The following is a 12,560-nucleotide window of genomic DNA, read 5'->3' on the forward strand; positions in this document are numbered from 1 at the left end:
CGCCGCCGCGGGTCAGCCGTGGCGCAGGAGGAAGGCGCGGATGCGTTCGCGGGGGTTGTCGGCCAACTCCGGGCCGTGCGTGAACGCGGCGAGGTCGTAGTCGAGCTCGCCGAGCACGTGCGCGGTCTCCTGCGTCATCCGGAAGTCGGAGCAGAAGAGCTTGACCGGCCAGCGGATGCCGGCCACGTTGAACAGCGCGTCGCCGGTGATGAGCAGGCGGGTCGGCTCGTGCAGCAGCGAGACGTGCCCCGGCGAGTGGCCGGGGGTGTGCACGACGCGCAGGCCACCCGCGACCGGGAGCAGGTCGCCGTCGGCGAGCGGCTGGGCCACCTCGACGGCGGGGAACCGGTTGCCGGGCATCCGGAAGAACAGCCGCCCGCCGGTGACCTCCCGGTCCCGGGGTGGCGCCGTGCCCGCCTGCGCGTACTCCACGTCGGCGCCGTGCACCACGACCGGCGCCTCGGTGCGGCGGGCCATCTCGGCGGCGCCGCCGGCGTGGTCCGGGTGCGCGTGCGTGAGCACGATCCGGATCACGTCGGCGGGGGTCTTGCCGATCGCCGCGAGCCCGCGCACGATCCGGGCCGGCGCCTGCTTCACCCCGCAGTCGACCAGGGTGACGCTGCCGTCGTCGTCGACGAGGGCGTACGAGTTGATCATCGCTCGGCCCATGGTCGGGATGCGCCAGACGCCGGGGGCGAGCGGGACTGCGAGGGGTCGCGACATGCGGCCGAGCGTACGAGACGGTGTCACGGTCGGGCCGTAACGCGGGTCCGGCGCGTCACCGCGTCCGGTCCGTCGCCCCGGACCGCCCCCGGCACGGCGCGGCGAGCGGGTGCGGCAGGATGGGCCCGTGGCGAAGCGGGGACGAGGACGGGACGGGTCCGCCGGGGCGGCCTGCCCGTGCGGGTCGGGCCGGCCGTACGCGGCGTGCTGCGGCCCGCTGCACGCCGGTGATGCCGACGCCCCGACCGCCGAGGCGCTGATGCGCTCCCGGTTCAGCGCGTTCGCCGTCGGCGACGCCGGATACCTGCTGCGCAGCTGGCACGAGCGCACCCGGCCGGGCAGCCTCGACCTCGACCCCGCGCAGCGCTGGACCCGGCTGGAGATCGTCGACGTCGTCCGCGGCGGCCTGCTGGACAGCGGCGGCACGGTGGAGTTCCACGCCCACTACCGGCTCGCCGGTCGACCCGGCACGGTGACCGAGCGCAGCCGGTTCGTCCGGGCGGACGGCCGGTGGGTCTACCTGGACGCCGAGGACGCCTGACCAGACGCCCCGCCGGTACGCCGGTCCGGGGACAGCGGCGCGGCGACGACCGCAGGGCGCGCGGCAGGTCGTACGGTGGGGATGCCGAGACGCTGACGGACCAGGCGGACGGAGATCTCCGGTGACCATCACGACCTACATCAGCCTGCCCGTACGCGACCTCAACACGGCGGCCGAGTTCTTCCGCTCGATCGGCTTCGACGGTGAGCAGCCCGCACCGGACGGCATGGCGGTGATGCTGTCCCTCAACCCCACGACGCGGCTGATGCTGCACGTCGCGTCGTCGTTCACCGCGTACACCGGGGTCGCGGTCACCGACACGTCGACCAGCCGGGAGGTGATCGTCGGCCTCGCCACCGAGAGCCGGGATCGGGTGGACGAGCTGGTCGACCGGGCGGTCGCGGCCGGTGGTGAGGCCCTCGGCGACGGGCAGGACGCCGGTGGCCTCTACATGCGCGGATTCCGCGACCTCGACGGTCACCAGTGGTCGTTCCTGCACCTGGGCGACTGACCGGCCACCACCCGCCGGCGTCGACGCGCGGCGACCAGCAGCACCGCCACCAGTAGGTACGGCACCGCCGCCGCCGCGAAGGCCAGGGCGTTTCCGGCGGCGGTGGCGACCAGACCGTAGGCCAGGTAACCACCGATGATCATGACGTCGGTGGCCATCCCGCACAGCGACGTGACGGTGGCGCGGCTCGGCCCCGTGATCCGGGCCTGGAGGCGGGCCTCGGCCAGCACGCCGGCGAGCTGGCCGGCGCCGAACGCGACGGCGAGCAGCCCGAAGCCGGCCGGGTGGTCGGTCAGCGCCCCGGCGGCCAGAGCCAGCGCGGCGAGCGTGAGGAGCGCCGCGTACCCGCGCGCGCCCAACCGCTCGCCGGCCGGGGCGAGCAGCCCGCCGACGGTCACCCCCGCCCAGATCGGCAGGAGCAGCAGCGGCACCACGGCCGTGTCGACGCCGGTGTCCCGCGCCAGCAGCGGCGTGAACTCGTCCAGGGCGCCCCAGACGGCGGCGACCCCGGCGACCAGCAGCACCGCCGCGCGTACCGCCGGAACGGCCCGGGCCTCGACCACGCCGGCGCGCAGGCTCGCCCACCAGCCGAGGTCGTCGCCCGCCTCCCCGGCGGCCGGGGGCGTGACCGGATGCTCCGGAAGCCGGGTCGCCAGCGCCGCCGCGAGCCCGCACGCGAGGACGCTGGCCCCGCCGACCGCCGGGTAGCCGCCGACCGCGAGCACCGGACCGGCCAGCACGCTCGACGCCAGCGCGCCGAGCATCTCGGCGCTGCGCGTCCGGCCGAGGACGCGGGGGAACCGGCCGGCGGCGCCCCGCCGGTCCAGCTCGGTGTAGACCAGCGCCTCCAGGGCACCGGACGCGAGCGCCCCGCCGAAGCCCCAGAGCACGAACCCGACGGCGAACGCCGGGTAGGACGGCGACAACACCCAGAGGCCGTAACCGGCGGCGGTCACCAGGGGCGCGAGGCAGAGCAGCAGCCGCCGGGAGACCGCGTCCGCCCAGGCGCCGGAGGGGACCTCCAGCAGGATGGAGCTGGCCGACCAGATGACGAACAGCGAGGAGATCTGCCAGACGGACAGCCCGGTGTCGGCGAAGAGCAACGCGTACACCGGGTAGAGCAGGACGAGTTGGCTGAGGAACGCGTACCCGTAGAGGGTCACGGACAGGCGGCGGACGCCGCGGTCGCGCTCCCGCGCGGAGGTGAGGGTCATGGGGCCTTCCCGTGGAGACGAAGCGGACACCGGAGGTGCGGTGTCCGCGGCGGCCCACGGGACCGGCCGTCAGCGGTGCGTCACCATCGCCACGTCATGCCGGCGATGGTAATCGGCACCGGGGGCGCGGGACAGGGGGATTCGCGCCGCCCCCGGGCACCCGCGACGGGGTGGGACCGGCCGGCCCCACCCCGTCCACCCGTGACCGTCAGCGGCGGTCGGTACGCGGCTCCATCGGCGGGATCACCATCGTGGCCTCGCTGTCGTCCGCCGCGCGCGGCGTCGGCACGGACGTGCCGGTCGACGTGACCTGGGTGGCGTCCGGGTCGTCCGAGCGGGGCACCACCTGCGTGGCGTCCGAATCGGTCGGTCGGGTGACGACCTGCGTGCTCTCCGGGTCGGCGGGTCGGTTGACGACCTGGGTGCTCTCCGGGTCGGCCGCGGCCGGGCGGGTGAGGTCCGGGTCGGCGGCGGCCGGGCGGGACAGCTCCGCCTCGGTGTCGCGCCGAGCGGCCTGGTAGGCCCGGGCGTGCGTGGCGATCAACCGGGACTCCTGCTCGGCGCGGCTGAGCCACGACTCCCAGCGGCTCTGCATCGGCCGCACCAGGCCGCCGCCGACACCGACGACCAGGATCCCGCCGAGGGTCGCCAGCACCGCGATGAGCACCGGAGTGGTCACCGCGGTGGCCACGCCGATCTGGTTGAGCGCGGCGATGACCCCCAGGCCCAGCAGGAAGACGTACGCGACGGTGGCCAGCACCCGGCCGTACGACAGGCCGCCCAGCGCGCCACCGATGATGTCCCGGACGGCGTTCGCGATCGCCGCGGCGACCACCACGATGACGATCGCGACGAAGGCCCGTGGCAGCCAGGCGATCACGCCGGCGATCAGGTCCGAGATGGGGTTCGGACCCCAGATGCCGAACGCCAGCTGAAGGGTGACGAGGAGCAGGCCGTAGTAGACGAGCTTCGCGACGATGTCGCTGGCGTCGTAGCGGGAACGGCTCAGCGCCCGACGGATGCCGCCGCGTTCGACGGCCCGGTCGAAGCCCACCCGCTCCAGCACCCGGTCCACGATCTTCAGTGCGGCCTTGGCGACCAGCCAACCGACCACGAGGATGGCCACGAAGGCCACGGCCTTGGGTAGGAAGAGCATCACCGCGCGGAGGGCGTCGCCCACCGCGTCGCTGAAGTTGTCTCTCATCACGGTCCTCCACAGGGGCGGCAGAAATCTCCCCGCGCCCTACCCCACCCGCCCGGTTGCCCAAACCCGCCGTGTCGGCGGCGGGGTGGGCCAGGCGAGCGGGATTGGATCTCGCGGACGGGCCGGTCGGCGCTCCTACGATGGCGTCCCACCACCCGAGGAGGACCTGTGCTGGAGCGCTTCGCCGACCTGACCACACCGCTCGTCGCGGACGCCTGCGTACGTCTCGGGGTGCCGGTGCGGGCCGCGCCACCCGGCGTGCGGGCGGTGGTGGCCGGGCAACGGATCGCCGGGCGGGTGCTGCCGGCGCGGCATCACGGCAGCGTGGACGTGTTCCTGGAGGCGTTCGGTCACGCGGCGCCGGGTGACGTGCTGGTGGTCGACAACGGCGGGCGGACGGACGAGGCGTGCGTCGGTGACCTGGTGGTGCTGGAGGCCGCAGCGACCGGGGTGAGTGGGCTGGTGGTGTGGGGCCTGCACCGCGACACCACCGACCTGGTCGAGATCGGACTTCCGGTGTTCAGCTACGGCAGCCACCCGGCCGGGCCGGTACGGGTGGACGAGCGGGGACCGCAGGCGTTGACCACGGCCCGGGTCGGCGGGCACGAGGTGAGCCGCGACGATCTCGTGTTCGGCGACGACGACGGGGTGCTCTTCGTGGCCGCCGACCGCGCCGACGCGGTGCTCGCGACCGCCGCGGAGATTCGCGGGGTCGAACGCGACCAGGCCGCGCGCATCCGCTCCGGCGAGACGCTGCGCCGGCAGACCGCCTTCGCCGACTATCTGACGCGGCGGGCGGACGACCCGTCGTACACGTTCCGTCGGCACCTGCGCCGGGTCGGCGGGGCGATCGAGGAGTGATCGGGGCCCACCGGATCAGGTCGGCCACGGTCGACCTCTAGCGCGACGCCGAGCACTGGCAATATCCTCCACATCACGCGCGGCCTATGGAGCTACTTTTCATCCCCGCCGTCCTGGCCGCAGAGGAGATGTCATGCACGTGGACCATTCCGAACTGGACCGGCGCACCCTGCTGCGCGCCGGCCTCGGCGCCGCCACGGTCGCGGTCGTCGGCAGCGAGCTCGCCTTCCCGGCCGCCGCGCAGGCGGCCCCGGGCGCCGACCTGGACTGGATCATCAGCTGCGACGAGTGGGGCGCCCGCCCGCCGGCCGACCCCCTGTCGGTCAGCGCCATCGCAACCAACAAGATCATCGTGCACCACATGGCGTTCCCGAACGTCACCGACTACTCCGAGGCCCAGGCCGTCAAGCTGGCCCGCGACTGCCAGGACCTGCACGTGGACGGCAACGGGTGGTCCGACACCGGGCAGCACTTCACCGTCAGCCGCGGCGGCTACGTCCTCGAGGGCCGGCGGGGCAGCCTGGAACGACTCCAGGCCGGTGACCGGCAGATGATCTCGGCCCACTGCCCGGGCGAGAACGGGCGGGCCATCGGAATCGAGAACGAGGGCACGTACGTCACCGAGACGCCGCCGGAGGCGCTGCTGGACTCGCTGGTCAAGCTCTGCGTCGCGGTCTGCCGGCAGTACGGGCTGCACGCCCACGACATCTTCGGCCACTGGGACTTCCGCAACACGCAGTGCCCGGGTGCCGCGTTCTACCGGCAGTTCCCCACCCTGCGCCGCCGGGTGTTCGAGGCGCTCGACACCGACCTGGCCGACGTGCCGGCCCGCCGCTGGCCGGACCTGTGGCGGTTCGTCGGCTCCCCGTCCGTGCAGGTCGTGCAGTACCTGCTCGCCCACCGGGGCTACACCGTTCCCGTCAACAGCGTGTTCGACGCGGCCACGGTGGCGGCCGTGCAGGACTGGCAGTACCGCAACGGCATCCCGGTGGACGTCGACGCCACGCTCACCCCGCAGACGTGGGAGACGCTGGTGCCGGAGCTGGACAAGGACGCCGGCGGCCTGCCGGTGAGCGCGGTGCAGTTCATCCTCAACCTCAAGGGCTACGCCGACGTGACGGTCACCGGCGAGTACGACCACGCCACCACGAAGGCCGTCAAGGACATCCAGGCGCTGCACGGGCTGCCCCGCAACGGCAAGGTCAGCGTCAGTACCTGGTGCGCGATCGTCGGCGGCGTCGTCCGGCAGTCGTTCCGCCACCACTGACCCGGCGCGTACCCGGCGGGGAGCGGTCGACGCCCGGCCGCCCCCGCCGAAACGCGCGTGTGGTTCGTTGTCCACCCACCCCTGGTCTGCGACGATGCGCAGGTCACGACCAAGGAGGGTGCTGTGGCTTCGCGACTCAACCCGTACCTCAGCTTCACCGGCAACGCCCGGGAGGCGATCGAGTTCTACCACCGGGTCTTCGGTGGCACGCTGCGGATGAACACGTTCGGCGAGTTCGGCAGCGCCGAGCCCGGGCTCGCCGACCAGATCATGCACGCCCAGCTGGACACCGACAGCGGCTTCACGCTGATGGCGTCGGACACCCCACCCGGCATGGAACACAGCCCGGGCAGCACCATGACCATCAGCCTCAGCGGCGACGACGCCGACGAGCTGCGCCGCTACTGGGAGCAGCTCAGCGAGGGCGGCGTGGTGACCACGCCGTTGGAGAAGCAGATGTGGGGTGACGAGTTCGGCATGTGCACCGACCGGTTCGGCGTCCCGTGGATGGTGGACATCGCTCCGCCGCAGGACTGACCTCGGCGACCGGGCGGGTCCACACCGACGCCGTGGAGATCCTCGACGGCCGCACCGGCTCCACTCCCCTGCACGAGGTGTACGGCTACCGCCCCGGCTGGGGCCTCCCGTCGGCGGCGGACCGCGCGGAGATCGTCCGTCTGATGACCGGCGAGGCGCCCCAGGGCGGCAGCGCGCCGCCGTCACCGACCGCGACGGCGTGAGCCCGGACGGCACCGGAATATTGAGCGGCGCCCGCGGCCGGCGCTCCCTATCGTGGGCCGATGCTGATCCGACGCGAGACACCCGCCGACGTGGACGCCGTCCGGGCCGTGCACAGCGCCGCCTTCGCCAAGCCCGACGCGCCGGACACCGTGCCCGTCGAGGCCACCCTGGTCGACGCGCTGCGCGCCGACGATGCCTGGCTGGCCGCCCTGTCGCTGGTGGCCACCGATGCCGACGGGCAGGTGGTCGGGCACGTGGTGTGCACCCGGGGGTGGGTCGCCGACGAGCCGGTCGCGCTGGGGCTCGGGCCGCTCGGCGTACACCCGCAGTGGCAGCGGCGTGGCGTCGGCTCGGCGCTGATGCACGCGGTGCTCGCCGCCGCCGACGCCCGCGACGAGCCGCTGGTGGTGCTGCTCGGGCACCCCGGGTACTACCCGCGCTTCGGGTTCGGGCCCGCCGTCGACCTCGGCGTCACCCCGCCCGTCGCCGCGTGGGGACCGCGCTACTTCATGGCCCGTCCGCTCGCCGCGTGGGACCCGGCGATCCGGGGCGAGTTCGCGTACGCGAAGCCTTTTCGCGCGCTCTGACCATTCCCACCGTGACCGGACTGTTGCATTCTGGTTGCCATGGGAGAGGTGCTGCCGATACCCAGCTTCGGTGACCTGTTCGCCGACGTGCGGGGTGAGGACCGAATGATGCGGGTCAGCTACCACCCCGACCGGGGCGCCGTGGTGCTGTCGCTGTGGAGCGGCCCGGTGTGCCGCGGATCGTTCCGTCTGTCCACCGGGGACGCGCCACGGCTGCTGGCTCTGCTCACCGAGATCACCGGAGCGGCCCCGACGGCGGGCACGCCGCCCACCGCCACCGTCCCGGACCGGACCGACCCGCGGTCGCCGGTGGTCCGGCGGGCCGCCGTGCCCCGGCCGGCCGGTCCGGGCGACGCGCGGCAGGGGTCCGCCGACCGCCGGCCGCTGCCGAACGTGCCGCCGCCGCGCATCGCCTGAGTCGCCCCGGCCAGCGGGTGCAGCGGTACGCGGGCCAGTTCGCCTGACCGGCCGGATCGCCGGCACGTCCGGGCAGGTCAGCGGCGCGAAGCCGGCGCGTCGTGCGAACATGTGTTCGTGTCGACCGGGGCCAGCATCCTGCACGCCGACCTGGACGCGTTCTACGCGTCGGTCGAGCAGCGGGACGACCCGCGCCTGCGCGGCCGGCCCGTGATCGTCGGCGGCGGGGTGGTGCTGGCGGCGAGCTACGAGGCGAAGGCGCGGGGGGTCCGCAGCGCGATGGGCGGCCGACAGGCCCGCCGCCTGTGCCCCGACGCGATCGTGGTGCCGCCCCGCATGTCCGCGTACACGGCGGCCAGCCGGGCCGTGTTCGAGATCTTCCGGCGCACCACCCCGCTGGTGGAGGGTCTCTCCGTCGACGAGGCGTTCCTCGACGTGGGCGGCCTGCGCCGCCTGGTCGGTCCGCCGGCCGACATCGCGGCCACGCTGCGACGGGACGTCCGTGACGAGGTGGGCCTGCCCATCACGGTCGGCGTCGCCCGGACCAAGTTCCTCGCCAAGGTGGCCAGCGGGGTGGCGAAGCCCGACGGTCTGCTGGTCGTGCCGCCCGGCGGGGAGCAGGCGTTCCTGCACCCGCTGCCGGTGGAACGGCTCTGGGGCGTCGGCCCGGTGACCGCGGCCAAGCTGCGCGAGCGGCGGATCCGCACGGTCGGCGAGGTGGCCCGGTTGGGTGAGGCGGCCCTCGTCTCGCTGCTCGGCGCGGGCGCCGGCCGGCACCTGCACGCCCTGGCGCACAACCGCGACCCCCGGCCGGTGCAGGTGGGGCGCCGCCGCGGGTCGATGGGCGCGCAGCACGCCCTGGGCGGCGGGCCGCATCCGCCGGACGAACTCGACGCCGTCCTCGCCGGCCTGGTCGACCGGGTCACCCGACGGATGCGTCGAGCCGGCCGCGGTGGACGGACCATCGTGCTGCGGCTGCGCTTCGCCGACTACAGCCGGGCGACCCGGTCGCGCACCCTGCCGAAGGCGACCGACGACACCCGGATCGTGCTCGACGGCGTCCGGGCCCTGCTGCGGGCCGCGCTGCCGGAGATCGAGCGGCGGGGGGTCACGCTGGTCGGCGTCGCGCTGGGCAACCTGGACGACAACCCGGTGCAGCCGCCGCTGCCGTTCGACCGGGACCCGGGCGCCGATCTCGACGCTGCGGTCGACGCGGTACGGGACCGGTTCGGCTCGGACGCACTCACCCGCGCGGTGCTGCTCGGCCGCGAGGCCGGGCCGGAGATGCCGCTCCTGCCCGACTGAACGGGCCGAGAGACGCGGGCTGGTCGGACGGCGGTGGGCAGTTGCCGGATTGCTCAGGTGTCGTGGCTGATGGCGTCGAGGACCTGCCGCTGGAAGGCCCGCGCCTGTGGGCCGCTCGGGGGCGGGCCGCCGAGCCGGGCGGCGACGGCCCGTTCGATCACGGACGCTCCGGGGTGCCCGTCGGCGAGCAGTTGCCGGCCGGCGTCGGTCTTGGCCAGCCACCGGCCGTGCCGGACGCGGACCAGTGACCGGCAGGCGCCGAGGACCGCGTCCTCGGCGCCGGGCGCCGGCTCGTCGCCGGGCGGGGTGGGCAGGGCGAGCCACCAGCTCAGGGCGTCGATCAGGAGGCGGCGCAGGTCGGCCGGGGCGAGGTCGGTGAACACCTCGGCGGCGGGCGGGCCGAGCAGCGCGTACCCGTGCTGGTGCAGGATGCTGCGGTCCAGGGCGTACCAGAAGTGGCCGTCGGCGGCCGGCCGGTCGGCCGGCGCGTAGGTGGCCCGGAACGGCATGCGCGCGCCGGTGTTGAGCTCGACCTCGAAGCCGGGTTCCGGTGTGCCCGAGGCGGCGACCGACCGGCGGTAGGCGACGAGTTCCAGCCCTCGGGCCGGGCACGGCAGCGCCTCGTGCCGCAGGCCGGCGACCAGGTCGCGCTTGGCCGCGGTGGGCAGCGGTTCGGCGCAGAGCAGCGCCACGTCGATGTCGCTGCGGCCGGGCTGGTAGGCGCCGAGACCGACCGAGCCGGCGGCGTACGCGCCGACCAGGTTGTCACCCAGCACCGACCGCGCGGCACCCACCAGATCCGCCAGATACCGCTGTACGTCCGAATCCATGCCCGCCATCCGACCTGATCGACCGTCGTCGACCGACAGCGGGTGTTACTTCACCTTGCGCGTGCTGCGCACCACGATGTCCTCGTACCCGGGGTGCTTGTCGAGCCAGCCGGCGATGAACGGGCAGATCGGCACGACGGTCCGGCCCTTGGCCCGCGCGTCGTCGAGCACCGCCCGGGCCAGGGTCGACCCGACGCCCTTGCCCTCGAACTCGGGGTCGACCTCGGTGTGGGTGTAGGCGATGATCGTGCCGGTCAGCTGGTAGGTGACGATGCCGGCGAGCGTGCCCGCCTCGTCCCGGGCCTCGAAGCGCTCCCGCTCGGGCACGTCTGTCACGGTGAACTGCATGCCGGAAAGTGTGGCAGGCCGCCGACCGCGTCGCCCAGTGACCGGCACCGCACCCCGCCGTCGGCTCCCACTCTTACATTTAACAAAGTTAATTGATAGCCTCCGGTCCATCGATGAGGAGGCATGCCATGCGACTTCAACGTCGGACGTACGCCCTGCTCGCCGGCGTGGCGGTGGCCCTCGCGGGCGCGGCCCTGCCGACCACCGCCGGGTTCGCCACCACCACCGGGGGTGTCACCGCCCTCGCGGCCTGCACGGCGCCGGCCTGGGCGGAGGGTGTCACCTACCCGGCCGGCACTCGGGTCACCTACGCCGGGCGCACCTACCAGGCGTTGGTGACGCACACGCCGCCGGCCGGGGCCGGCTGGAACCCGGCGGCGACCCCCGCCCTCTGGACCGACCTCGGGGCGTGTACGGGTGGCACCCCCACGCCCACGCCCACGCCGACGCCGACGCCGACGACCCCACCCCCGACGACCCCGCCGCCGACGTCCACGCCGCCGGGCTCCACCTGCCCGCTGAAGCCGAAGCCGGCCGGCAAGGTGCTGCAGGGCTACTGGGAGAACTGGGACGGCGCCACGAACGGGGTCCACCCGCCGCTGGGCTGGATCCCGATCACCGACTCCCGGATCCGCGCGCACGGCTACAACGTGATCAACGCGGCGTTCCCGGTGATCCGCGCCGACGGGACGGTGCTCTGGGAGGACGGGATGGACGCCACCGTGAAGGTGCCGACGCCCGCCGAGATGTGCCAGGCCAAGGCCGCCGGCCTGACCCTCCTGCTGTCGATCGGCGGCGCGACCGCCGGCATCGACCTCAGCTCGGCCGCGGTCGCGGACCGGTTCGTCGCCACCGTCGTGCCGATCCTCAAGCGGTACAACTTCGACGGCATCGACATCGACATCGAGACCGGCCTGACCGGCAGCGGCACCATCACCCAGCTCTCCACCTCGCAGGCCAACCTCGTCCGCATCATCGACGGGGTGCTCGCGCAGATGCCGGCCGGATTCGGCCTGACCATGGCGCCGGAGACCGCGTACGTGACCGGGGGCAGCGTGACCTACGGGTCGATCTGGGGCGCCTACCTGCCGATCATCAAGCGGTACGCCGACAACGGGCGGCTCTGGTGGCTCAACATGCAGTACTACAACGGCAGCATGTACGGCTGCGCCGGTGACTCCTACCCCGCCGGCACCGTGCAGGGCTTCACGAAGCAGACCGACTGCCTCAACGCCGGGCTCGTCGTGCAGGGCACCACCATCCGCGTCCCGTACGACAAGCAGGTCCCGGGCCTGCCGGCGCAGCCGGGGGCCGGCGGCGGCCACCTGCCGCCCGCCTCGGTGGCGCAGGCGTGGAACACCTACAACGGCGGCCTCAAGGGGTTGATGACCTGGTCGCTGAACTGGGACGGCAGCAAGGGCTGGACGTTCGGCGACACCGTCCGGGCGCTTCAAGGCCGCTGACCCGGCCCCGGCTCCTCGACCTCCACCCGGACGGGGCCGACCCGCAGAACGCCGTCGGTGAGCGGGGTGCAGCGCACCCCGCCCCGGCGGCGCAAGGCCCTCCACGCGCCCGGACCGATCGCCACGTCCATCCAGGCACAGGGGTTGGCCGGGCGGTTGACCCGCAGCCGGACCGGCCCGGCGCCGGTGTCCAGGACCAGCACCGACCCGACCAGCTCGTCCACCGGGATGCCGACGGTCAGCACGTTGCGCCGCACCTGCCGCAGGTCGGCGCCCGGCGGCAGGGACTCCTGGGCGATCACCGTCACGCTCGCCTCCCGGTGCGCCGGCCGGCCGAAGTACCGGTCGCCGACGATGCCGAGGCCGGCCCGGAGCCGGATCTCCTCGACCAGCTCACCGGGCGGAGCCGGCGCCGGACCGTCGGCCGGGCGGCCCACGTAGCGGTGGACGGGCGAGGCGAGCAGCTGCACGACGGCCGGCGCCGGGCGGTCTCCGGGCACGTCGACGCTCACCAGGCCGACGGTAGCCCGTCGCCCCGGGTCGTGGGT

Annotated in this window: 16 protein-coding genes; 10 read left to right on the forward strand and 6 right to left on the reverse strand. The window is 74.2% G+C overall.

The annotated features are described in order from the left end of the window. Window positions 1–12 precede the first annotated feature (12 nt). Window positions 13–723 (reverse strand): MBL fold metallo-hydrolase, encoded by a 711-nt coding sequence (locus ACIBTV_RS25000; RefSeq protein WP_396708624.1) that lies wholly within the window; start codon window positions 721–723, stop codon window positions 13–15. A gap of 127 nt (window positions 724–850) precedes the next feature. On the opposite strand from ACIBTV_RS25000, the gene ACIBTV_RS25005 reads away from it, so the two are divergent. Both ACIBTV_RS25005 and ACIBTV_RS25010 read left to right on the forward strand, forming a co-directional pair. Further along, window positions 851–1,264 carry a YchJ family protein gene (locus tag ACIBTV_RS25005; protein ID WP_396708626.1) on the forward strand — a complete coding sequence of 138 codons (414 nt, stop codon included), beginning with the start codon at window positions 851–853 and terminating at the stop codon, window positions 1,262–1,264. A gap of 121 nt (window positions 1,265–1,385) precedes the next feature. Further along, on the forward strand, window positions 1,386–1,775 hold the full coding sequence (locus ACIBTV_RS25010) for a VOC family protein (RefSeq protein ID WP_396708628.1): 390 nt from the start codon (window positions 1,386–1,388) through the stop codon (window positions 1,773–1,775). Here the strand turns inward: ACIBTV_RS25010 and ACIBTV_RS25015 are convergent. Both ACIBTV_RS25015 and ACIBTV_RS25020 read right to left on the reverse strand, forming a co-directional pair. After that, window positions 1,742–2,989, reverse strand: coding sequence for an MFS transporter (locus tag ACIBTV_RS25015; RefSeq protein ID WP_396708630.1), 1,248 nt, complete (start codon window positions 2,987–2,989; stop codon window positions 1,742–1,744). The two genes, ACIBTV_RS25010 and ACIBTV_RS25015, sit on opposite strands and share 34 nt — an antisense overlap. A 208-nt stretch (window positions 2,990–3,197) precedes the next feature. Then, entirely contained in the window at window positions 3,198–4,193 is a 996-nt protein-coding gene (locus ACIBTV_RS25020; RefSeq protein WP_396708631.1) for a hypothetical protein, read from the reverse strand. Window positions 4,194–4,361: 168 nt separating this feature from the next. Between ACIBTV_RS25020 and ACIBTV_RS25025 the strand changes: the two genes are divergently transcribed. The 7 genes from ACIBTV_RS25025 (at window position 4,362) to dinB (ending at window position 9,371) form a co-directional block, all read left to right on the forward strand. Further along, entirely contained in the window at window positions 4,362–5,054 is a 693-nt protein-coding gene (locus tag ACIBTV_RS25025) for an RraA family protein (protein WP_396708633.1), read from the forward strand. Window positions 5,055–5,187: 133 nt separating this feature from the next. Beyond that, window positions 5,188–6,321: a peptidoglycan-binding protein gene (locus tag ACIBTV_RS25030; protein ID WP_396708635.1), complete on the forward strand. Its 1,134-nt coding sequence runs from the start codon at window positions 5,188–5,190 to the stop codon at window positions 6,319–6,321. Between the two features lie 123 nt (window positions 6,322–6,444). Next, window positions 6,445–6,858, forward strand: coding sequence for a VOC family protein (locus tag ACIBTV_RS25035; RefSeq protein ID WP_396708637.1), 414 nt, complete (start codon window positions 6,445–6,447; stop codon window positions 6,856–6,858). Window positions 6,859–6,890: 32 nt separating this feature from the next. Next, window positions 6,891–7,061, forward strand: coding sequence for a hypothetical protein (locus ACIBTV_RS25040; protein WP_396708639.1), 171 nt, complete (start codon window positions 6,891–6,893; stop codon window positions 7,059–7,061). A 60-nt stretch (window positions 7,062–7,121) separates the two neighbouring features. Beyond that, window positions 7,122–7,649 carry a GNAT family N-acetyltransferase gene (locus ACIBTV_RS25045; RefSeq protein WP_396708641.1) on the forward strand — a complete coding sequence of 176 codons (528 nt, stop codon included), beginning with the start codon at window positions 7,122–7,124 and terminating at the stop codon, window positions 7,647–7,649. 39 nt (window positions 7,650–7,688) lie between these two features. After that, a complete protein-coding gene (locus tag ACIBTV_RS25050; protein WP_396708643.1) occupies window positions 7,689–8,066 on the forward strand; it encodes a hypothetical protein in 378 nt (125 codons plus the stop codon). Between the two features lie 117 nt (window positions 8,067–8,183). Then, window positions 8,184–9,371, forward strand: coding sequence for a DNA polymerase IV (gene dinB / locus ACIBTV_RS25055; protein ID WP_396708645.1), 1,188 nt, complete (start codon window positions 8,184–8,186; stop codon window positions 9,369–9,371). Window positions 9,372–9,424: 53 nt separating this feature from the next. On the opposite strand, the gene ACIBTV_RS25060 is transcribed toward dinB, so the two are convergent. After that, on the reverse strand, window positions 9,425–10,201 hold the full coding sequence (locus ACIBTV_RS25060) for a nucleotidyltransferase domain-containing protein (protein WP_396708647.1): 777 nt from the start codon (window positions 10,199–10,201) through the stop codon (window positions 9,425–9,427). 45 nt (window positions 10,202–10,246) lie between these two features. Continuing rightward, a complete protein-coding gene (locus tag ACIBTV_RS25065) occupies window positions 10,247–10,549 on the reverse strand; it encodes a GNAT family N-acetyltransferase (protein ID WP_396708649.1) in 303 nt (100 codons plus the stop codon). Window positions 10,550–10,677: 128 nt separating this feature from the next. Here ACIBTV_RS25065 and ACIBTV_RS25070 point away from each other — a divergent pair, with 128 nt between their 5' ends. Continuing rightward, the gene (locus tag ACIBTV_RS25070) at window positions 10,678–12,012 is read left to right on the forward strand and encodes a carbohydrate-binding protein (RefSeq protein WP_396708650.1); all 1,335 of its coding nucleotides are present in this window, start codon (window positions 10,678–10,680) and stop codon (window positions 12,010–12,012) included. Here the strand turns inward: ACIBTV_RS25070 and ACIBTV_RS25075 are convergent. Further along, complete coding sequence (locus ACIBTV_RS25075; RefSeq protein WP_396708652.1) at window positions 12,000–12,524, reverse strand: molybdenum cofactor biosysynthesis protein; 525 nt, start codon at window positions 12,522–12,524, stop codon at window positions 12,000–12,002. The genes ACIBTV_RS25070 and ACIBTV_RS25075 overlap by 13 nt on opposite strands. Window positions 12,525–12,560 lie beyond the last annotated feature (36 nt).

This window comes from Micromonospora sp. NPDC049366 (genome assembly GCF_044466625.1).
Taxonomy (GTDB): Bacteria; Actinomycetota; Actinomycetes; order Mycobacteriales; family Micromonosporaceae; genus Micromonospora.